Annotated in this window: 14 protein-coding genes; 13 read left to right on the forward strand and 1 reads right to left on the reverse strand. The window is 67.3% G+C overall.

The window, feature by feature from the left end; genetic code table 11:
- Nucleotides 1-71: 71 nt before the first annotated feature.
- The 12 genes from ACE3P0_RS09440 to ACE3P0_RS09495 all read left to right on the forward strand — a co-directional run bounded on the left by ACE3P0_RS09440 (nucleotide 72) and on the right by ACE3P0_RS09495 (nucleotide 18561).
- Nucleotides 72-3383 (forward strand): PAS domain S-box protein, encoded by a 3312-nt coding sequence (locus tag ACE3P0_RS09440; protein WP_374402184.1) that lies wholly within the window; start codon nucleotides 72-74, stop codon nucleotides 3381-3383.
- Between the two features lie 105 nt (nucleotides 3384-3488).
- Entirely contained in the window at nucleotides 3489-4469 is a 981-nt protein-coding gene (locus ACE3P0_RS09445) for a GlxA family transcriptional regulator (RefSeq protein ID WP_374402186.1), read from the forward strand.
- 124 nt (nucleotides 4470-4593) lie between these two features.
- Nucleotides 4594-5805: an aspartate aminotransferase family protein gene (locus ACE3P0_RS09450; RefSeq protein ID WP_374402188.1), complete on the forward strand. Its 1212-nt coding sequence runs from the start codon at nucleotides 4594-4596 to the stop codon at nucleotides 5803-5805.
- Between the two features lie 7 nt (nucleotides 5806-5812).
- Complete coding sequence (locus ACE3P0_RS09455; protein WP_172198140.1) at nucleotides 5813-6838, forward strand: arginine N-succinyltransferase; 1026 nt, start codon at nucleotides 5813-5815, stop codon at nucleotides 6836-6838.
- A gap of 14 nt (nucleotides 6839-6852) precedes the next feature.
- Nucleotides 6853-7872, forward strand: coding sequence for an arginine N-succinyltransferase (astA, locus tag ACE3P0_RS09460; RefSeq protein ID WP_374402190.1), 1020 nt, complete (start codon nucleotides 6853-6855; stop codon nucleotides 7870-7872).
- Between the two features lie 9 nt (nucleotides 7873-7881).
- A complete protein-coding gene (gene astD, locus ACE3P0_RS09465; protein WP_374402192.1) occupies nucleotides 7882-9351 on the forward strand; it encodes a succinylglutamate-semialdehyde dehydrogenase in 1470 nt (489 codons plus the stop codon).
- 106 nt (nucleotides 9352-9457) lie between these two features.
- Complete coding sequence (gene astB / locus ACE3P0_RS09470) at nucleotides 9458-10795, forward strand: N-succinylarginine dihydrolase (protein WP_374402194.1); 1338 nt, start codon at nucleotides 9458-9460, stop codon at nucleotides 10793-10795.
- Between the two features lies 1 nt (nucleotide 10796).
- A complete protein-coding gene (locus ACE3P0_RS09475; protein ID WP_374402196.1) occupies nucleotides 10797-11765 on the forward strand; it encodes a succinylglutamate desuccinylase in 969 nt (322 codons plus the stop codon).
- A gap of 71 nt (nucleotides 11766-11836) precedes the next feature.
- Complete coding sequence (locus ACE3P0_RS09480) at nucleotides 11837-13378, forward strand: DUF3369 domain-containing protein (RefSeq protein ID WP_374402198.1); 1542 nt, start codon at nucleotides 11837-11839, stop codon at nucleotides 13376-13378.
- Nucleotides 13379-13489: 111 nt separating this feature from the next.
- Entirely contained in the window at nucleotides 13490-15214 is a 1725-nt protein-coding gene (locus ACE3P0_RS09485; protein ID WP_374402201.1) for an ATP-dependent endonuclease, read from the forward strand.
- 78 nt (nucleotides 15215-15292) lie between these two features.
- Nucleotides 15293-17011 (forward strand): diguanylate cyclase, encoded by a 1719-nt coding sequence (locus ACE3P0_RS09490; protein WP_374402203.1) that lies wholly within the window; start codon nucleotides 15293-15295, stop codon nucleotides 17009-17011.
- Nucleotides 17012-17169: 158 nt separating this feature from the next.
- Nucleotides 17170-18561, forward strand: a complete 1392-nt coding sequence (locus ACE3P0_RS09495; RefSeq protein WP_374402205.1) for an MBL fold metallo-hydrolase RNA specificity domain-containing protein — start codon at nucleotides 17170-17172, stop codon at nucleotides 18559-18561.
- On the opposite strand, the gene ACE3P0_RS09500 is transcribed toward ACE3P0_RS09495, so the two are convergent.
- Nucleotides 18558-19232, reverse strand: a complete 675-nt coding sequence (locus ACE3P0_RS09500; protein ID WP_374402207.1) for an oxidoreductase — start codon at nucleotides 19230-19232, stop codon at nucleotides 18558-18560. The two genes, ACE3P0_RS09495 and ACE3P0_RS09500, sit on opposite strands and share 4 nt — an antisense overlap.
- Nucleotides 19233-19363: 131 nt before the next feature.
- Here ACE3P0_RS09500 and feoB point away from each other — a divergent pair, with 131 nt between their 5' ends.
- A complete protein-coding gene (gene feoB, locus ACE3P0_RS09505; RefSeq protein WP_374402209.1) occupies nucleotides 19364-21367 on the forward strand; it encodes a ferrous iron transport protein B in 2004 nt (667 codons plus the stop codon).
- The last annotated feature ends 2 nt before the right edge of the window (nucleotides 21368-21369 follow it).

Below are 21369 nucleotides of genomic sequence, written 5' to 3' on the forward strand. Positions count from 1 at the left end.
TCAAGCATTCGCTCGCCCAGGCCGTAACTGAAGCATTGCCCGCCACTGCGGGCGCGCCGTGGAGAGGGCGAATGAGCGCAGGCACGCGCCGAGTGCTGCCGTGGCTGATCGGGCTGTTGGGAATCGTGGTGCTGGTCTGCGTCGCGCAGGCGCTTGGGCGGCAGCAGGCCTTGCTGACGCAGCGCTCGCTCGACGCCGAAGCGGCGGCGTTGGCTCGCGCAGCAGAAACCGTCATGAATGACCGCATCCGTTCGCTCGCCCGCATGGGCTTGCGCTGGGAAGCCGGCGACGGTACGCCTGAGGCGCTGTGGCGCCGCGACGCGCGCGCCTATGTCGATGATCTGCCGGGCACCGCGGCGGTCGAGTGGGCCGATGAAACCGGCGTGATCCGCTGGATCGAGCCGCTGGCTGGCAACGAGAAGGTGCTGGGGCTCAACCTCAACCGCGACGGCGTGCGGCGCGAGCGCATCGCCCTAGCGCATGCCACCGGCAAAGCGGTAACCACCCCGGTGTTCGACCTTGTGCAAGGCGGCCGTGGTTTCCTTGTTTTCGTACCGCTGCAACGGCGGGGCAAGAACGACGGCACGCTGGTGATGGTGTTCCGTGTCGATGCCTTCGTACCTTTCCTGTTCCCGGAACATGCCCGCCAGGGCCTCGGGCTGCTGCTGACCGAAGCCGCGCAGCCGGTGGCGAGCGTGGGCCTGGCCTTGTCGCCCGATCAGGTCAGTGCCCGCGCCAGTGCGCCGATCCGCTTTGCCGGAGGCGAGTGGCGGCTGGATGTGCTGGCGCCCGAGACCTACGGCGCCACCGGCCTGCTTGCCACGCGGAACATCGTGCTAGCGACGGGCGGGCTGATCGTGTTGCTGATGATGCTGCTCAGCCTGCTGATGCTGCGCATGCGCGACAAGAACCGGGCGCTCGCCACGGCCAATCACTCGATGGAGCAGAGCCTCGCAGAACAGTTGCGGGTGTCGGCCGAACTGACGTTCCGGCAGTTCGCGCTGGATCAGTCGGCGATCGTTGCGATCACCGATGCGGCGGGCGTGATCGAGGAGGTCAACGAGCGGTTCTGCCAGATCAGCGGGTACGCGCGTGAAGAACTGGTCGGCGCCAACCACCGCATGCTCAATTCGGGCTATCACCCGCCCGAATTCTTTGCCGCGATGTGGGCGACGATCTCGTCGGGGCGTGTCTGGCACGGCACGATCCGAAACCGCGCCAAGGAGGGATCGTTCTACTGGGAGGATGCGACGATCACGCCGCAGTTCGATCCGGCCGGCAAGCCGCGCCGCTACATCGCGGTGCGTTTCGACATCACGCGCCAGAAGCAGGCCGAAGAAGCGCTGCGCGCAACCCTGACGCTGCAGAGTGCGATTCTCGACAACGCCGGTTCTGCGATCATGGCGACCGATGCCAACGGGCTGGTCACGCGTTTCAACCCCACCGCCGAGCGGATGCTAGGCTGCAGCGCCGACGAGGTGCTTGGCCGGCAGACCCCTGCGCTGTGGCATCTGCCGGAAGAGGTGGTGGCTCGCGCGGCGCAATTGTCCGAGCAACTCGGCGAGCCCATCGAACCCGGCTTCGAAACTTTCGTCGCACTATCGCGGCGCGGCTTGCCGAACGAGTTTGAATGGACATTCGTTCGGCGCGACGGCGGCCATGTGCCGGTGCTGCTGGTGGTTACCGCACTGCGCGAGCGGGGCGGGCAGATCACCGGCTGGCTGGGTGTGGCGATCGATCTGACTCAGCGCCGCCATGCCGAAGCTGCGCTGCGCGAAGCCAACGCCCTGATGGCAGCGGCCGGCCGTATTGCCCGGATCGGGAGCTGGGAGGTTGAACTTGCTTCCGGCGCGGTGCGCCTGTCCGACGTCAGCTACGACATTTTCGGGCTGCCGCAAGGCGCGCCGCTGACGATGGCGGCCCTGCTCGGCATGTATGCCGAAGAAGCGCAGCCGCGGATCGCGGCAGCCATCGAGTGCGCGCTGAGCGAGGGCGAGCCGTGGGAGCTTGAAGTAATGCTCAATCGCGCCGACGGCCGTAGCCGCTGGGTGCGCGCCCGCGGCGAACCGGTGCGTGATGCCGATGGATCGGTGCGCCTGCGCGGCGTGGTGCAGGACATCGACGAGGAGAAACGCGCGCAGATCGCGCTGCGCGATCGCGAAGCGATGCTCAAGGCGATCATCGAGAACGTGCCGGGCGGCGTTTCGCTGATCGATTCGAATCTCGAGGTGGTTGCCTGCAACGAACTCTTCAAGCACCTGCTCGGCTTTCCGCCCGAGATGTTCGCCGAGCACATGCCCTCGCTCGAAGCGATCTTCCGTTTCAACGCCGCGCGTGGCGAATACGGCCCGGGTGACGTTGAGACCCAGGTGCATGAGCGCCTCGCGCTGACCCGGCAGATGAAACCGCACCGCTTCGAGCGCGTGCGGCCGGACGGCACGGTGTTGGAGATTTCCGGTATGCCGCTGCCCTCCGGCGGGTTTGTCACCTTCTACCTCGACGTGACCGAGCGCCGGCGGCAGGAGCAGGAACTGCTGCGCCACCGCGATCACCTGCAGGAACTGGTTGCCGAGCAAACCGCTGATCTGCTCGCGGCGAAGCAGGCGGCCGAAGCGGCCAACACGGCGAAATCGGAGTTTCTCGCCAACATCTCGCATGAACTGCGCACGCCGATGCACGCGATCCTGTCGTTTGCGCGGCTTGGTCGCGAGCGCGCGCACGGCGCGCCACCGGACAAGCTCGCGGGCTACTTCGACCGCGTTTGCGTGTCCGCCGATCGCCTGATGCTGCTGATCAACGATCTGCTGGATCTCTCCAAGCTCGAGGCCGGCCGCATGACGCTGGATCTGGTGGTCGCCGATCTCGCCGGCATCGCGCGCGAAGTGGTTCACGACCTGGAACCGCTGGCGCTGGCACGGCATCTGACGATACACATCGACGTGCTCACAGCCGATCCGCGCGCCACCGTGGACCCGCTGCGGGCCGCGCAGGTGTTGCGTAATCTGGTCTCCAACGCGATCAAGTTCACGCCGGCCGGGCAGCGGGTGCTGCTTAGCCTGCGTGACGCCGAGCTGGATCGCGGCGGCGAGACCCGCCCGGCCGTCGAATTGCTGGTCGAGGATGAAGGTGTCGGTATTCCCGACGCGGAACTCGACTCGGTATTCGACAAGTTCGTGCAAAGCAGCAAGACGCGCACCGGCGCCGGCGGCACCGGGCTTGGCCTGTCGATCTGCCGCGAGATCATGCATGCGCACCACGGCAGCATCCGCGCCTACAACCGTGATGGCGGTGGTGCAGCGTTCGAAGTGCGTTTTGCGCGTGCGCTGAGTACCCCCGCCACAACGGCTGAGGCGGACAAGGAGGCCATGAACGGCTGGCTCTGACTCTGGCAGCAACGCACGGCGCCATACGGAACAGTAGGGGGGATTGAGGCTGAATCGACTAAACTCGCGGGCTTCCCGCCTTGCTGGCGGACTATCCTGAATTCCATGCTGCGTGTCGGACTCCTACTCCTGCCGGGTTACCCGCTTGCCGAGCCTGCGTTGGTGCGCAGCCTGCTGGCCGACAGCGATGCCGCAGGCGGCCAGCCGCTCGCCACGCTGACACTGTGCGCGACCGACACTGTGATGCCGCGCGAAGGCGGCGATCTGGTGCGCGGCGATCTCGCGCTGGCCGATGCGCCCGCCTGCGACCTGCTGATCGTGTTCGGCGGCGAGGCGGTGGCGCGCGGCGGTGACGGTGCCCGCGCCCCGCTGGTGCAGGCGCTCACCGGTGCGGGTGAAGTCATGGTGGTGGGCAACGCGCACTACGGGCTTGCCCGCCACGGCCTGCTGGCCGGCCTGACGCTTGCCTTGCCCTGGCATGGTGCGCAGCGTTACCTCACGCAGAACCCCGACCACCGCTACACCGACCGCTTGTTTGCGCGTACCGGCAAGTGGTGGAGCGTGGCGGGTGGCCTCGCGGTGGCCGATGCGATGCTCGCCTGGATCGCCGAACGCAGCGGCAACGAAGTCGCCAACGCGCTCGCCGCCCGCTGGATGCTGCCGCGTGGCCGCGCAAGCGAAGAGCGCCAGCCGGTGCCGCTCGGCGCCGGGGCCGGGCCAGCGGTGGACCCGAAGGTCGCACGCACCGTCGCGCTGATGGAAGCCAATCTCGAAGAGCCGCTCACGACGGACCAGATCGCCGAACGAATCGGCGTTTCACGTCGTCAGCTCGAGCGATTGTTCAAACGCCACCTCGAAGCGGTGCCCTCGCAGTACTACCTTGAGCTGCGTCTGCAGCGGGCACGGCAGTTGCTGCGATCCACCCGCCAGTCGATCGTGCAGATCGGTCTGGCCTGCGGTTTTGCGTCGGGTCCGCACTTTTCCAGTGCCTATCGCAACCGGTTCGGCATGACGCCACGAGAGGACCGCCTCAAGGGCGATACGGATCCTGCCCAGACAGGGGCCGCTGAGCGAGGCGAGGACTGAAGCAACAGAGTAGGGCCGGCGCGAGACGGCGCCACCCACGCAAGGAAAACGCTGTCGCGTTCTTGTAAGGCGGTACCCGCGACGCTTCCTACAATCCCCCACGATCGAAGAGTAAGGACAGATGATGAACGCTGCATTCACCCGCGCCGATTTCGACCGCGTCATGGTGCCCAACTACGCCCCGCAGGCTTTCCTGCCGGTGCGTGGCGAAGGTGCCCGCGTGTGGGATCAGGACGGGCGCGACTACATCGATTTCGGCGGCGGCATTGCGGTCACCAGCTTGGGACACTGCCACCCGCGATTGGTTGCAGCGCTGACCGAGCAGGCCGGCAAACTGTGGCATCTGTCCAACGTCTACACCAACGAGCCTGCGCTGCGCCTGGCTGATCGCTTGGTGCGCCGCACCTTCGCCGAGCGCGTGTTCTTCGCCAACTCGGGCGCCGAAGCCAATGAAGCCGCGCTGAAGCTCGCGCGCAAGGTGGCGATCGACCGTTTCGGGCCGGACAAGATCGACATCATCGCCTTCAACGGCTCCTTCCACGGCCGTACTTTCTTCACAGTGTCGTGCGGCGGGCAGGCGAAGTATTCGTCCGGTTTCGGGCCCAACCCGGCCGGCATCATACATGTCGACTTCAATGATCTCGACGCGGTACGCAAGGTCATCTCGAAGAACACCTGCGCGGTGATCGTCGAACCGATCATTGGCGAGGGCGGCATCATCCCCGCCACGCCGGAATTCCTGCAGGGCCTGCGCGAACTCACGCGCGAGAACGACGCACTGCTGATCTTCGACGAAGTGCAGTCCGGCGTTGGCCGCACCGGCAAGCTCTACGCCTACGAACTCTACGGTGTCGAACCGGACATCCTGACCACCGCGAAGGGTATTGGTGGCGGCTTCCCGATCGGCGCGATGCTGACGAAAGACGCGTGGGCCAAGCACTTCCAGGTCGGCACGCATGGCACCACTTACGGCGGCAACCCGCTCGCCTGCGCGGTGGCCGACGCGGTGCTGGAGCTGGTGGATACGCCCGAGGTACTGAACGGCGTGAGCGCCAAGGCCGATCGCATCGCCAAGCGCTTGCAAGAGATTGGCGAGCGCTGCGGCGCCTTTGCCGAGGTGCGCTACCGCGGTCTGTGGTTCGGCTGGGAACTGAAGCCCGAATACGCCGGCCGCGCCAAGGATGTGCTGGCGGCCGCGACGCGCGAGGGTGTGATGGTCCTGATGGCGGGGCCGGACATCGTCCGCATGGCGCCCTCGCTGGTGATTTCCGATGCCGAGATCGACGAGGGGCTTGCGCGCCTCGAGCGTGCGGTAACTGCAGCTTTCGCTGCCTGAGGCCTGAATGGATCGACTTGTTCTGCGGCCCGCCGCGTACTCCGACCTGCCGGCGGTCGAACGGATCGCCGGTGCGAGCCCGGTCGGCGTTACTTCGCTGCCGCGCAGCCGCGACAAGCTGTTCGACAAGATCGCCTCGTCGCAGGCTTCGCTCGCGGCCGATGTTTCGGGCTGCGGCGAGGAGAGCTACTTTTTCGTGCTCGAACGCGAACACGACCGCGAAGTGGTCGGCACCGCCGCCATCGTTGCGTCGGCCGGCTTCTCGGAGCCGTTCTACAACTACCGCAACGAAACCGTGACACATGCCAGCCGCGAGCTGGGCGTGCATCACCGGGTACACGTGCTGACGTTGTGCCACGACCTCACCGGCGCAACGCTGCTGACCTCCTTCGTGCTCGATCCGGCGTACAAGCACGGCGACTACCCGGATCTGCTGTCGCGCGCGCGCATGCTGTTCATCGCGGCGCATCGCCAGCGCTTTGCCGACCATGTGGTGTCGGAGATGCTGGGTCTGTGCGACGACGACGGCCATGCACCGTTCTGGGATTCGGTCGGTCGCCATTTCTTCGGCATCGACTACCCACTCGCCGAGTTCTACTGCGGCGTGAAGGGGCGTTCCTTCATCGCTGAGCTGCTGCCGCAACACCCGATCTACGTGCCTCTGCTGCCACGCGAGGCGCAGGAAGCGATCGGGCAGATTCACCCGTTCTCGCGCCTGCCGTGCGAGATCCTGTTGCGCGAAGGCTTCGAGACCGAACGCTACGTCGATATCTTCGATGCCGGCGCGGTCGTTCAGGCGCGCACCGAAGAAATCCGCACCGTGGCGACGCATGCGCGGGCCACCGTGGTGGGGCACCCGCCCGGCGCCGACGGCACCCGTTACCTGGTCGCCAACCTCGATCTTCCGGGCTTCCGCGCGATCCTCACCGATGCCGCCTTCGACTCCGAACGGGGCGAGGTGTGGCTGGCGGAGGCTGACCTGAAGTCGCTCAACGTGACGGCCGGCGGCAGCGTCGTGCTCGCGCCGCTCTGACAAGACAAACCATCATGCGACTTCGTCCCATCGCCCACGGTGACCACGCTGCGCTGATCGATCTCGCGCGCGGTGCCGGTATCGGCGTCACGACCCTGCAGCCGAACGAGGAGCGCCTCGGCCGGCGGATCGAGATTTCGGTCGATTCCTTCAGCGGGCGGCTCGAAAAAGCCCAGGCCAACTACCTCTTCGTGCTGGAGGACGTGCTTTCGGGCCACCTCGTCGGCACCAGCGGCATCGCAGCCGCGGTCGGGCTGGATGAGCCCTGGTACAACTATCGCGTCGGCACGGCGGTTTATTGCTCGCGCGAAATCGGCGTGTATCGGCAGCTGCAGACACTGTTCCTGACCAACGACCTGACCGGCACCACCGAGCTGTGCTCGCTCTACCTGCACCCCGAACATCGCCACGGCGGTAACGGCGGGCTGCTGTCGAAGGCGCGTCTGCTTTACCTCGCCGAGTTTCCGGAGCGTTTCTCGACCAAGGTCATCGCCGAGCTGCGCGGCGTGTCGGACGAGCAGGGGCGTTCCCCCTTCTGGGATAGCCTGGGCCGCCACTTCTTCCGCATGGACTTCTCGCGTGCCGACTACCTTTCGGGCGTGGGCAACAAGAGCTTCATCGCTGAACTGATGCCGCAGCACCCGGTCTACACCGCCTTCCTGTCGGAAGCAGCACGCGAGGTGATCGGCGAAGTGCACAGTTCGACGCGCCCGGCGCGCGCGATGCTGGAGGCCGAAGGCTTCAACTACCAGGGCTATGTCGACATCTTCGATGCCGGCCCGGCGGTGGAGTGCGCGCTCGCGGCGATCCGCGCAGTGCGCGACAGCGTCGTGTGCGAGGCTGCAGCGGGTGAGCCGGCCGAGGGCTCGATGTACCTCGTCTCCAACCGCAGGCCGCAGGAATTCCGTGTCGTGCTGGCGCGCGGTGGCGTGGATGATTCGGGCCGCTTCGTGCTCGATGCTGCGCAGCTGGATGCGCTTGAAATCTCTGCGGGCGATAGCGTCCGGATCGCACCGCTGCAACCGGTTCGCTGAGGTTCTGCCATGTCCGACCACCTGATTGGCCCCCGTTGGGTGCGTGGGGCCGGTGTGCCCCTGCAAAGTCGCAACCCGGTTTCTGGCGAGTTGGTGTGGGACGGCCAGGCCGCCGATGCGGCCCAGGTGCATGTGGTGGTGCTCGCCGCCCGCGACGCGTTTGCCGGCTGGCGTGATGCCGGCTTCGAGGCGCGGCTCGCGATCGTGCGGCGCTTCGGCGAATGCCTTGCGGCCAACGCCGCCGAACTGGCTGCGGTGATCGGCCGCGAGACCGGCAAACCGCGCTGGGAAGCGGCGACCGAAGTGCAGACGATGATCGGCAAGATCGACATCTCTGTGCGCGCGCATCAGGAGCGGACCGGCTCGCGCGAGAGCGAATCAGCCGGCACCCGCGCAGTGCTGCGCCATCGCCCGCACGGCGTGGTCGCCGTGTTCGGCCCTTACAACTTCCCCGGCCATCTGCCGAATGGCCACATCGTGCCGGCGCTGCTGGCCGGCAACACGGTGGTGTTCAAACCTTCCGAGCTGGCGCCGGCCGTCGCGCAGCGAACCGTGAAGCTTTGGCGCGACGCGGGTCTGCCCGACGGCGTGATCAACCTGCTGCAGGGCGGGCGCGATACCGGCGTGGCGCTGGCGGCGCATCCGCAGCTCGATGGCCTGTTCTTCACCGGCAGCCATGCGACCGGTGCCGCGCTGCATCGCCAGTTCGCCGGCCAGCCCGAAAAGATTCTTGCGCTCGAAATGGGTGGCAACAATCCGCTGATCGTGCAGGACGTCGCCGATCTCGACGCCGCGATGTTCACGATCGTTCAGTCGGCCTTCATCTCGGCGGGGCAGCGTTGCACCTGCGCGCGCCGCCTGCTGGTGCCGCAGGGCGAGTGGGGCGACGCGCTGCTGGCGCGCCTCGTGCGCGTGGCGGCTGGCTTGCAGGTCGGGGCCTGGGACGCTGAGCCCGCGCCCTTCATGGGCGCGGTGATCACACCGGTGGCGGCCGAACGCCTGCTCGCTGCGCAGGCCGCGCTGATCGAGCAAGGTGCCGCGCCGTTGCTGGTGATGCGCAGCCTGGCCGCCGGAACGGGTCTGCTGTCGGCCGGCATCCTCGATGTCACGCCGATCGCTGCACTGGCCGATGAAGAACATTTCGGCCCCTTGCTGATGGTGCAGCGCTATCGCGATTTCGACGAAGCGATGCGGCTGGCCAACGCGACCCGCTTTGGCCTCGCCGCGGGTTTGATCTCGGATGATGCCGCGTTGTTCGAGCGCTTCTGGCGCGAGGCGCGCGCAGGCATCGTCAACTGGAACAAGCCGCTCACCGGGGCATCCAGCGCGGCGCCTTTCGGGGGCGTCGGCCATTCAGGCAATCACCGACCGAGCGCGTACTACGCTGCCGACTACTGCGCCTATCCGGTGGCCGGCATGGAAACCGCGGCGCCGGAGCGACCCGCGCAGTTGCCGCCCGGCCTCGACTTGGTGGCCTGACCAGTGAATCCCGCGCCGTGATCCGGTCCGGCGTGGGGCGCTTCAATCCGATCCATGTTCGGCTGCGCGCCGCGCGGCACAGTTGCAATCAGGGGTGGTGATCTCCATGAAGGCGCTCGAAGCCAATTTCGATGGCCTGGTCGGGCCGACGCATAACTACGGCGGTTTGTCCTTCGGCAACGTCGCATCGCAGAACAACACCGGCGATGTGTCCAACCCGCGTGAAGCGGCACTGCAAGGGCTGGCGAAGATGAAGGCGCTGGCCGATCGGGGTTTCCGCCAGGGCGTGCTGCCGCCGCATGAACGGCCGGATCTCGCCACGCTGCGCCGACTCGGCTTCAGCGGCAGCGATGCCGAGGTGCTGCAGGCCGTCGCGCGCGCCGCGCCGGCGTTGTTGCCGCAAGTCAGCTCTGCCTCCTGCATGTGGACCGCGAACGCCGCAACGGTGAGCCCTTCGGCTGACACCGCAGATCGCCGCACGCACTTCACGCCGGCCAACCTGAACAACAAGTTCCATCGCGCGATCGAACACCCGACTACTGGCCGCGTGCTGCGCGCGGTGTTTGCTGATGAACGCCATTTCGCGCATCACCCGGCCTTGCCCGACTGTGCGCAGTTCGGCGATGAAGGGGCAGCCAACCACACCCGCTTGTGCGGCGAATACGGCGAGCCGGGCGTTGAGCTCTTCATCTATGGTCGAGCCGCATTCGGTAACGAGCCGGGTCCCACGCGCTATCCCGCACGCCAGACACGCGAGGCCTGCGAGGCGATCGCCCGCCTGCACGGGCTCGATGCCGGGCGCACGGTGATCGCGCTGCAGAACCCGCGGGTGATCGACGCCGGCGTGTTCCATAACGACGTGATCGCGGTCGGCAACCGCAATGTGCTGTTCTTCCACGAACATGCGTTCCACGACAAGGCGCGCTTGCTGGCCGACGTGCAGCGCGGGCTCGGCGAGGTGTCGCTGCAGGCCGTGGAGGTGCCGGATGTGGCGGTCAGCGTCGCCGATGCGGTATCGACTTATCTCTTCAACAGCCAGCTGCTGTCGCGGGCCGATGGCCGCATGCTGTTGGTGGTGCCGGACGAGTGCCAGCGCAACGAGCGGGTGTGGGCCTATCTGCAGGGCTTGCTCGCGAGTGGCGGGCCGATTGCCGAAGTGGCGGTGTTCGACCTCAAGCAATCGATGAAGAACGGCGGCGGCCCGGCCTGCCTGCGGCTGCGCGTGGTGCTGAACGAAGCGGAACTCGCCGCCGTGGCGCCCGGTGTGTGGATCAACGACGGCTTGTATGCGCGCCTGACCGATTGGGTCACGCGCCACTATCGCGACCGCCTTGCCGTCGCCGATCTGGCCGATCCGCAATTGCAGGGCGAGTGCCGTACCGCGCTGGACGAGCTGACGCGCATCCTCGGCATCGGCCCGGTCTACCCCTTCCAGCTCGTCTGACATGAACCTGCTCGCCGACCTGCTTGCCAACGACGACGCGTTATTGCCTGCGCGGCTACCGGGTGGCGCGCAGGTCGAACGCGTGGCCAGCGCCGTCTGGCAGATCACGCCGCCGACGGCTGCGGCGGGGCGGGCGCTGATCGTGTCGGCCGGCATCCACGGCGATGAAACCGCGCCGGTCGAAGTGCTGTGTGGCCTCGTATCCGCGTTATGTTCGGGTGCGCTGGTGCCGCGCGTGCCGCTGCTGTTGGTGTTCGGCAACCTGCTGGCATTGCGTGCTGCGTGCCGCTACCTCGACGACGACCTGAACCGGCTCTTCGGCAATGCCACGGTGCCCGGCTCGCGTGAGGCGCCGCGCGCGGCAGCGCTTGCGGCCGCGGTGGATGCCTTCTGCACGCGGCACGCCAAGCCGCTGCATCTGGATCTGCACAGCGCGATACGCGACTCACGCTACGCCTGCTTTGCGATCGCGCCGCGCAATGAGAGCGGCCCGCTCGGCGCTGCACCGCGCGCCTTGCTTGCCGCCTGCGGCATCGAGGCGGTGCTGCTGACCGGCGCGCAGGCGCCCACCTTCAGCGCGCGTAGCGCGCGGCGGCATGGCTGCGAGGCCTACACCTTCGAGCTTGGGCGCGTGCGTCGCCTGGGTGACGGTGTAGCGGGTGAATTCGCGGCCGCCGAGCGCGTGCTGCGTGCCCTGATTGCCGCCGAGCCTTTGCCTGAACCCGTTGCGCAACTGCATGCGTTCCGCGTCAGCCGCGAACTGATCAAGCGCAGCGACGCGTTTCGCCTCACGCTGCCGGCCGGTGCCGCGAACTTCACCGCCTTTGAAGCGGGCGCCCTGATTGCGGAAGATGGCGCGCTGCAGTGGCACGCCGAACCCGGCGAACTGATCGTGTTTCCCAACCCCGCTGTGAAGCCCGGCCTGCGGGCTGGTCTGCTGGTCGTTGCCGACGCCGCTTCAGACGTTTGAATCTTTGCCGTAATCAAGAAGAGCCGCCGTGGCGTCTGCACGCGGCATGTACCGACCGGAGCCCCCCCGCAATGGAATTACTTTTCGCCGACGACGAGCCGCCGCTGCCCGGCAGCGAAGCGCCGTCGCCCTCGATGCCGCCCTGGAAAATGCTGGTCGTTGATGACGACCCGGAAGTCATCGCGGTGACGCGCCTCGCACTGACCGGCTTCGAATTCCTCGGCCGGCGTGTGCAGATCCTCGCCGCCCACAGCGGCGAAGCCGGGCGCGAGCTCTTCGTGCGCGAACCGGACATCGCCGTCGCGCTGATCGACGTGGTGATGGAAACCGATGACGCCGGCCTGCGCCTGGTCGAATTCATCCGGAAGGGCTGTGACAACCATACGGCCCGCGTCTACTTGCGTACCGGGCAGCCGGGGCATGCGCCGGTCGACCGCGTGATCCGCGAATACGACATCGACGACTACAAGGAAAAGACCGAACTCACGGCGCAGAAGCTGCGCACGCTGCTGTATTCCGGCCTGCGGGCGTATCGCGACATCACGACGATCCAGCGCCAGCGCGACGGCATGCGCCGCGTGATCCTCGCCACCTCCGACATCCTGCGCAGCGGCAGCCTGCGCGAATTTGCGTCGGCCGTGCTGGGGCAACTGACCGAACTGCTGGGCTTGCGCGATACGGCGATCTACTGCCTCGTGATGCCGGCGCAGGGCACGGGAAGCCGCGCCGCGCGCACGCTGGCGGCCAGTGGCTCGCTGATGGAGTTCGCCGACCAGGGCGATCTGGATTCGCTGCCGCCGGCGATCTCCGCTCGCTTCCAGGAGGCCTTGCAGCGCCAGGAAAGCCTGCACGGCGACAAGGACTACGTGCTGTATCACCGCAGCTTCGGCGGTAAGGAAAACCTGCTCTACGTCGAGCTGACGCACGCCATCGCCGCACATGAGCGCGAACTGCTCGAGCTCTACGCCATCAACGTGGCGCTCACCTTCGAGAACCTCTCGGTGATGGAGGAGATGCACGCCACGCAGGGCGAGGTGGTCGGCATGCTGGGCGACGCGGTGGAGCAGCGCGGCACGTCGTCCGCGGCGCATGTGCAGCGGGTTGCACGCATCAGCCAGGCGCTGGCGCGCGCGGCGGGGCTGGACGAAGCGACTGCCCGCATGATCCTGCTTGCCGCGCCACTGCACGATGTGGGCAAGATCGCGGTGGCCGACCGCATCCTGCTCAAGGCCGGTGCGCTGGACCCGGACGAATGGACGGCGATGAAGGCACACACCGAACTGGGCGCCGAGCTGCTGGCTCGCTCGCGCCGTGAAGTGTTGCAGCTGGCCGCTACCATCGCGCGCGCGCATCACGAACACTGGGACGGCAGCGGCTACCCGGTCGGGCTTGCCGGCGAGGCGATTCCCTTCGCCGGTCGCGTGGTGTCGCTGGCGGATGCCTTCGATTCGCTCGCGAGCGATCGCCCGTACCGCGCACGCTGGTCCGATGAACAGATCCGCACCTATCTGCAGGAGCAGGCCGGCAAGCGTTTCGACCCGCAGCTGGTGAGCCTGCTGCTGGCCGATTTCGCCCGCTACGTGGCGCTGCGTGCCGAGGTGCAGGACAGCTGAACACCGGGCGCTGTGCTCTGGACGGGCGCCGGCGTGCGGTTCAGCATGGCGGTGCCGCGCGGGTGATCTTTTTCCTGCGCGGCGGCAAGCGCCAGCGTGGAGATCGGGCAGATGTGGCTGAGCGAGATCCGGATCGAGAACTTCCGCGTGATCGGGCGGGTGCGCATCGCACTGAACGCCAGCACCGTGCTGATCGGCGAGAACGACGTCGGCAAGACAGCGATCCTCGATGCGCTCGCGGCGGTGCTCGGCCCGTGGCCGGACGGCGCGCCGGTTTTCAGCGCAAGCGACATCCATCAAGCCCCGTCCCGCGCAATCGCCCACCCGGCCGGGATCGCCATCGACCTGTATTTTGCCGAGCGCGAGCCCGGCGAATGGGATACCGCCGCCTGTGCGCCGCTGCGCAGTGCGGCGGGCTGGGTGTCGCGCACGCGGCGCGGTTTCGCGCTGGGCCTGCGGGTGCATGCGGTGTCCTTGCGCCAGCACTGGGTCGTGCGATCGCCGCAAGGGGCGGAACTGCAGGCCGACCGTGCGCTGGTCAGTGCGGTGCGCCGCCTGTGCCCGTTGATCCAGGCGCGCAGCAGCCGCATGCTGGGGGTTGGGGCGGCGCTTGCTGCGCGCACCAACGGATCGAGTGAGCTTGACCGGCTTGCGCAGGCCGTCAGCCACTACTGGGCGGCACTCGAAGCCGGCGCGTCGGCGGCGTCCGAGCATGACCTGAATGCCGGTTACCAGGCTGCGCGGCAACTGCTGTTGCGCAGCGTGCCGGGGCTGGGCGTGGAGCAGGGGCCTTCGCGCGAACACATCGCCGCCGTGATCGGCGATCTGCCGCCGGGCGAGGCACCGATACGCAGCGCGCCGGTTGCCGGTACCGCGTCGCGCAAGATCGCCATGCTGCTGATCGCTGCCGCGCTGGTGCGCGAAGGCGGTGGCAGCCTTGCGCCCGAATCGCGCCCGCTGCTGGTGATTGAAGACCCGGAAGCCCATCTGCACCCGATGACGCTCGCTGCGCTGTGGAGCCTGCTCGAACCGATCGGCCTGCAGAAGCTGGTGACGACGCAGTCGGGTGAGTTGCTCGCTGCGGCGCCCTTGAGTGCCCAGCGTCGCCTGGTGCGCCACGGCGGCGAACTCGGCGCCTTCCAGGTTGATGTCAGCCGCTTCAAACCCGAAGAGCTGCGCAAGTTCGCCTACCACCTGCGGGTGCGCAACGGCGTCGCGAGCTTTGCGCGCTGCTGGCTGCTGGTCGAAGGCGAGACGGAGTTCTGGGTGCTGTCGGAGCTGGCGCGCTTCCTCGGCTACGACTTCGCGCAGGAAGGAGTGGCCTGCGTCGAGTTCGCGCAATGCGGGCTCGACCCGCTGATCAAGATGGCGCAGGCGCTGCGTATCCAGTGGCATGTGCTGGCGGACGGCGACCGTTCGGGCCTCGCCTACGGCGAGTCGGCCCGCCGCCATCTCGGCAGCGACCCGCTCGCAGAACGGCTGACCTTGCTGCATGAGAAGGATATCGAGCACTGCTTCTGGAGCCACGGCTTCGATACCGTGTACCGCCACGCCGCCGGCGCGCCGCCCGCAACGAGTGGTACGCCGCACAAGGTGATCGACCGCGCGATCGGGCGGCATTCCAAGCCGGGCCTTGCGTTCGCGATCCTTGCCGAAGTCGCCGCGCGTGGCCCTGCCAGCATTCCGCCGCCACTCGCCGGCGTGATCGAGACCTGTGTGCGGCTTGCCCGCGAATCGCCCCGTCGCGCACTGGCCGGCGACCGGCATGAAGCGATCGAACACCACCCGAAGAAGGGTGGCAAACATCATCCGCATCACCGGCGCCATGAAGCCTGAGGTTTTCTTGCGCAAACCGGGGTATCGGGGGCTTGCGCCGGCCTAGACTCCCGCGTTGTTCCGTCGGGTGTTTCAACCATGTCGCGCCTGTTCCGCCTGCTGTGTCTGGTGTGCCTGCTGTGCCCCGTGGTGGCCGGCGCGGCAAGCTTGGCGTTTGGCTTGGAGCGCCTGTCGCCCGACCATGCCGCGTCGGATGCAGCCGTTCGCGCGGGGGCGCTGGACGATCGCTTCGTGCCAACGGACACCACCGCCCTGCGGGATCTCGACCGCCCGACCTGGTTCCGCATCGTGCCGCTGCAGGATTGGCAGATCGACGCACCGCCCGTGCTCGTCGTTCGGCAGACGCGCTTCCAGGTACTGACGGTTTATCCCGGCAATGATGTTGCGGCCACCACGCTTGGCGCGCTGCGCGCCGACTACCCCGCGCATCTCTCACGTGGGCTGATGATCTTCCCGCTCGCTGCAGCGCCGCGCGCCGGTGTGCCGATCTATTTTCTGGCAGAACCCGGTGGTGATCCGACGCAGATGCGCCCGGTGCTGTCGATCGAAACGCGCGACGCGGCCGAAGCGGCGTCGCTGACGCATGTGCGGCTGGCGATTGGCACCTTTGGCGCTTTGCTGACGCTGGCTTTGTGTGGCGTCTGCGTGTGGCTGATGCTGCGCGAATCCCTGTTCCTGCTGTTTTCGTCAGTGGTCGCCTGCCAGGGCTTTTACGTTGCGATGGTGTTCGGCGAGGGGCTGTCGCTGCCTGGCATGGAAGTGCTGCTGCCTGTCGGCGGCCGGCTGGTGAATCTGTTCGCGGGTCTGGGGGCGCTGTGTGCGGCGATGTTCGCGCGTCGCATGGTCGATATCGGCCGCATCGCGCCGCGCCTCGATCGCGGCTTTGCGGTGTTGCAGTGGGCCTACGTGGCGGTCCTGTGCGCGGTGCCGTTGGTGCCGGCAAAGGGCATGTTCGTGCTGGTGGCGCTGGGCAATCTCACGGTGATGGCCGGCACCGTGATGGTGTTGGCGGCGGGGTTCCTCGGCTGGCGCAGCGGCAGCCGGGCCGCAGCCTTTTTCCTGCTCGCCTGGATGATGATGCAAGGCTTCACCTTTGCGCGCACTGCGAGCTTCCTGCTCGGCACCGAAGCCGGGCCATTGCTGTATTACGGATTCCCGCTGTCGATGGTGGTCGCGGGCGTGATGCTCGCGCTGGGCCTGGCCGACCGGGTTCGCGAAATGCGGCTCGCGCTGCGCGAAGCGCAACGGCGCGCGCAGACCGATGCACTGACCGGCGCGCTGAACCGCCGCTCTATCCTCGAACGCCTCGACGCCGCCCGTATCGCCTTCCGCGACACCAGTGAGCCGGTGTCGGTGCTGTTCATCGATCTCGACCACTTCAAGCGGATCAACGACTCCCACGGCCACCTTGCCGGCGATGCCTGCCTGCGCGAAGCAAGCAAGCGGATCGGCAGCGTGTTGCGGCGTACCGATGCTTTGGGGCGCTACGGCGGCGAGGAATTCCTTGTCGTGCTGCAGGGCGCGGCAGGCCCGGTGGCCGGCGCGATCGCCGAGCAGATCCGCGCCGCGGTGGCCGCTGAACCGGTGCAGGCCTTGCACCAGGCGATCCCTCTGAGCTGTAGCGTGGGCGTCGCCAGCAGCAGCGGCGATGCGCTGTCGGCTGAAGACCTGATCGCGCGAGCCGACGCCGCGCTGTACGCCGCAAAGCGCGAAGGCCGCAATCGCGTGGCGCTGGCGCCACTTTCGTCACTGGTAGCCCCGCCGATGTTGGTGGCTGAGGGTAAGTCTCTTGCCTGATCCGGCGACCCTTACGCCGGCGGATCGGGCCAACGGCCGGCGTTTCGGCAGCGTGGGGCGCTTGCTGCAGTCCGCTTGAGTCGTACCCGTTGCGGGCGGACAATCCGCCTTGCAGGCGCCCAGCGCTGGAGCTGGGGCACGAGCCGGGGGGCAGTGCGATGGTCAGCGTACGGTTTTGCGGTGCGGTCGGCGAGGTGACGGGTTCGGGCTACTGGCTTGAGACCGAACAGGCGCGGGTGCTGGTCGATTTCGGCATGTTCCAGGGTGGGCGCGATATCGAGGGCCGCAACCGCGTAATCGAGCCGGTCGAGCCCAAGCGTTTGGTGGCCGGTGTGCTGACGCATGCCCATGTTGACCATTCCGGCCGCTTGCCCTTGCTCGCCGCACATGGCTCGCGCGCGCCGATCTACGGCACGCCTGCAACGCTTGAACTGGCCGAGGTGCTGCTGCTCGATTCGGCCAAGATTGCGGAGGAAGACACCAGTCGCGCCAATCGCAAGTTGCGGCGGGCGGGGCGGCGTGAGCAAAGCCCACTCTACACGGTGGATGATGTCGAGAGCCTCGTGCGCCGCTTCGTGGCATTGCCCTACGGTGAGCAGCGTGAAATCGCGCCAGGTATTGCGATCCGCTTTTTCGATGCCGGCCACATCCTCGGCTCCTCCAGCGTCGAGATGCAGATTGCGCGCCAGGGGGCGGAGCCCCTGACGGTGGTGTTCTCCGGCGACCTCGGCACCCGCGACGCGCCGATCCTGCGCGATCCGGAAACGCCGCCGCGGGCCGATGTGGTGTTTCTCGAATCCACTTACGGCGACCGCAGCCGGCCGCCGCGTGCCGACACGCTGGCAAGCTTCCATGCCTTGCTGCGCCGCGCCGTGGCCGAGCGCCGCCGCATGATCGTGCCGGCCTTCGCCGTCGGCCGCACCCAGGTGCTGCTGTATGAACTGGCACACGCATTCCGCGATGGCATCGTGCCTGCGTTCCCGGTGTTTCTCGACAGCCCGATGGCCACGCGCGCCGGCGCGATCTACGCGCGCCATGGCGAACTGCATGATCAGGAGGCCAAGCGACTCGGCCGACGTGGGCAGTTGCCGGATACGCTGCGGGTCGTCGAGTCGTCGGCAGAGTCGCGCTTGCTGAACGTCAGCGGCGAGTTCTGCATGATCATGAGCGCAGCTGGCATGTGTGAAGGCGGCCGCGTGCTGCATCACCTGCGCCACAACTTGTGGCGCGAAGACGTGCTGGTGATCCTGCCCGGCTACATGGCCCCGGGTACGCTAGGGCGGCAACTGGCCGAAGGCGCGCGCGAGGTCGAGATTTTCGGCGAGACGATCGCGGTGCGCGCCGAAGTCGTGCAACTGGAAGGTTTCTCCGCACATGCGGACCGCGAAGGGCTGCTTGATTGGCTTGCGCCGCTGGCGTCCGCGCATCCGCGCGTGGTGCTGACGCACGGAGAAGACCCTGCGCGTGCCGGGCTCTCCGCGGGCGTGCATGCGCGCTTCGGCATCACGGCGGAAACGCCGGTGCCCGGCGCGGTGCTGACGCTCGATTAGGCGGAACCGCGGCGCGCGATCTCTTCCGATTCGACCGCGCCCGGCGGGCCGCCGTCGCCCAGTGCGCAACGCAGCATCGCGCGCGCGACGGTTTTCGCGCCGACCGGGCGGTAGCGCCGCAAGGGGCCGCCCATCAAGGGCGCGATCAGGCGCCCGATCGCCAGTGCAATGCGTTCGCCGGGTCGTGATTCCTGGCGTTGGCCGTCAAGCAGCGACGGCCGCAGGCACCACAGCGCCGGCAAGCCCAGCGCAGCCAGATCGCGCTCCGTCTCGCCCTTGACCCGGTTGTAGAACACCGTCGAGTCTGCATCCGCGCCGAGTGCCGAAATCAGCAGGAAGCGCCGGGCGCCTGCGCTTTTTGCGAGTTGCCCAAGCGCCAGCGGATAGTTGTGATCCACGATGCGGAACGCTTCTTGCGTGCCAGCCACCCGGATCGTTGTACCCAGGCAACAGAAGAAATCGTCCGCGGCGAGCGTCGGATCCGCAACGGGCAGCGCGGCGAAATCGACCATCCGTTCGTCTAGCTTTGGGTGCTGCAATCCGCTCGGGCGCCGCACCAGTGCGATGACACGGCCGTATTCGGGCGATGCAAGCAGCATCGCCAGCAGTTCGCGGCCGACAAGGCCGGATGCGCCGGCGATCAGGGCTGTCCGTGGGAGCGAGGTTGGCATTGGCAAGGGCTTGATACAAAACAATCCTGCAGCGGGGTGCAGGAGATATATAATTGATAACGATTCGCGTTGGCGTTCTTTTCCGAAGAACGCTGCCACGGCTGATCCACCCGATTCTGCAGGTAGCGTACATGACACATTGCACCAACGACACAGCGACGCTGGACCGCCAGGCCGGCGTTGCGGCAGACGGCTCCGCGCCGGGGGTGTTCGCCCTCGTCGGAAACCCGAACGTCGGCAAATCGGTGGTGTTCCATCGCCTGACCGGCACCTATGTGAATGTATCGAACTACCCGGGCACGACGGTCGACGTATCGCGCGCCTCGGCCCGCTTCGAGCGCGGTGCCGAAGTGCTGGACACCCCCGGCGTGCTGGCGCTGCCCGCCCGCTCGGACGACGAACACGCAACGATGCGCGCGCTGCTGCACGAAAACCTGCGCGCCCTGGTTCAGGTCGGTGATGCGAAGAACCTGCGCCGCACGCTGGCGCTGTCGCTGGTCTTCGCCGACCTCGGACTACCCTGGGTGCTGGCCCTGAACATGGCGGACGAAGCGCGCGCGCGCGGCGTTGGCGTCGATCTGCAGGGCTTGTCGAAGGCCATCGGTGCGCCGGTCATCGAAACGGTTGCCACCAGTGGCGAGGGCCTCCAGCGCTTGCCCGAAGCGCTCAAGCATGCCTACGCCAGCCGCGGCCCGGCACACCGCTTCCACTACCCGGCGGCCGTTGAGGCGGTTGTCGTGCAGGCGGCGGACTGGATTGCCGCACGGGTGCCGAAGGCCCCGCTGGCGGCGCGTGGTCTGGCTGTGCTGTTTCTCGGTCGGGATGCCGAAGTCGAGCGCTGGCTTGCGGCGCATATGGGGGCCGAGGCGCAACAACTCGTCGCGTTGCGCGAGGCAGCCGAAGCCGCCAGCGCCGAACCTCTGTCGACGGCGCTCGCACAAGCCCGCGCGACCGAGGCGGATCGCCTTGCCGGCGCTTACCTGCGCAAGGAAGTGCCGAAAGCGAAGTTGTTGTCGACGCGGCTTGGCCGGCTTGCGGTGCACCGCATCTGGGGCCTGCCTATTCTGTTGCTGGTGCTGTTCGCGGTGTACGAATTTGTCGGCGTGTTCGGCGCGAGCTTTCTCGTCGGGCTGACCGAAGAGAATTTGTTCGGCGAAATACTGAACCCCGCGGTGGAGGGGGTCGTGCGGGCGCATGTGCCGTGGCAGTGGGTCGCCGACCTGATGGTCGGGCAGTACGGGCTGTGGACCATGGGCATGACTTACGCGCTCGCACTGATCCTGCCGATCGTGACGACCTTCTTCCTGGCCTTCGGCGTGCTGGAGGATTCGGGCTACTTCTCGCGGTTGTCGGTGCTGGCGAACCGGGCGTTCTCGCTGATCGGCCTCAACGGTCGCGCCGTGTTGCCGATGGTGCTGGGCCTTGGCTGCGTGACGATGGCGACACTCACGACGCGCATCCTGCACACGAAGCGTGAGCGGGTGATCTCCACCTTCCTGCTTGCGCTGGCGATTCCGTGCTCGGCCCAGCTGGGTGTGGTGATGGGCATGCTGTCCGGCATCTCGTTCTCCGCCACGCTGGTCTGGCTGAGCTCGGTCTTGCTGATCCTGCTCGCTTCCGGTTGGCTGGCGGCCAAGCTGATCCCGGGGCGCCGCATTCCGCTGGTGACCGAAATGCCGCCGATGCGCATGCCGGTGATGGGCAACGTGATGAAGAAAACGGCAGGCCGCCTGAAGTGGTACCTCGTTGAAGTGATTCCGCTGTTCCTGTTCGGCACGTTGCTGATGTTCGTGCTGGACCGCGTTGGCGCCTTGCCGTGGATCATCGAGAAGGGAGAGCCGTTGGTAACGGGCTGGCTTGGGCTGCCTAAGGAGGCCAGTGCCGCGTTCGTGATGGGCTTCCTGCGCCGCGATTTCGGCGCGACCGGCCTGTTCGCGCTGGGCCATCAGATGACGCCATTGCAGACGGTGGTTGGCATGATCACGATCACGCTGTTCGTGCCGTGCATCGCCAGCGTGATGATCGTGATCAAGGAGCAGGGCGGCAAGATCGCCGCTGCGATGTTGGGCCTGATCATGCCGACCGCCTTCCTGGTCGGCGGCATCTTCCACTTAATCCTGAAGCACTTCTGGTAAGC

It is taken from the genome of Niveibacterium sp. (assembly GCF_041909475.1).
In the GTDB taxonomy this organism is placed as follows: domain Bacteria; phylum Pseudomonadota; class Gammaproteobacteria; order Burkholderiales; family Rhodocyclaceae; genus Niveibacterium.

Coding starts and splice junctions, on each gene's coding strand:
- ACE3P0_RS09440 (WP_374402184.1), top strand. CDS start 72: ATGAGCGCAGGCACGCGCCGAGTGCTGCCGTGGCTGATCGGGCTGTTG.
- ACE3P0_RS09445 (WP_374402186.1), top strand. CDS start 3,489: ATGCTGCGTGTCGGACTCCTACTCCTGCCGGGTTACCCGCTTGCCGAG.
- ACE3P0_RS09450 (WP_374402188.1), top strand. CDS start 4,594: ATGAACGCTGCATTCACCCGCGCCGATTTCGACCGCGTCATGGTGCCC.
- ACE3P0_RS09455 (WP_172198140.1), top strand. CDS start 5,813: ATGGATCGACTTGTTCTGCGGCCCGCCGCGTACTCCGACCTGCCGGCG.
- astA (WP_374402190.1), top strand. CDS start 6,853: ATGCGACTTCGTCCCATCGCCCACGGTGACCACGCTGCGCTGATCGAT.
- astD (WP_374402192.1), top strand. CDS start 7,882: ATGTCCGACCACCTGATTGGCCCCCGTTGGGTGCGTGGGGCCGGTGTG.
- astB (WP_374402194.1), top strand. CDS start 9,458: ATGAAGGCGCTCGAAGCCAATTTCGATGGCCTGGTCGGGCCGACGCAT.
- ACE3P0_RS09475 (WP_374402196.1), top strand. CDS start 10,797: ATGAACCTGCTCGCCGACCTGCTTGCCAACGACGACGCGTTATTGCCT.
- ACE3P0_RS09480 (WP_374402198.1), top strand. CDS start 11,837: ATGGAATTACTTTTCGCCGACGACGAGCCGCCGCTGCCCGGCAGCGAA.
- ACE3P0_RS09485 (WP_374402201.1), top strand. CDS start 13,490: ATGTGGCTGAGCGAGATCCGGATCGAGAACTTCCGCGTGATCGGGCGG.
- ACE3P0_RS09490 (WP_374402203.1), top strand. CDS start 15,293: ATGTCGCGCCTGTTCCGCCTGCTGTGTCTGGTGTGCCTGCTGTGCCCC.
- ACE3P0_RS09495 (WP_374402205.1), top strand. CDS start 17,170: ATGGTCAGCGTACGGTTTTGCGGTGCGGTCGGCGAGGTGACGGGTTCG.
- ACE3P0_RS09500 (WP_374402207.1), bottom strand. CDS start 19,232: ATGCCAACCTCGCTCCCACGGACAGCCCTGATCGCCGGCGCATCCGGC.
- feoB (WP_374402209.1), top strand. CDS start 19,364: ATGACACATTGCACCAACGACACAGCGACGCTGGACCGCCAGGCCGGC.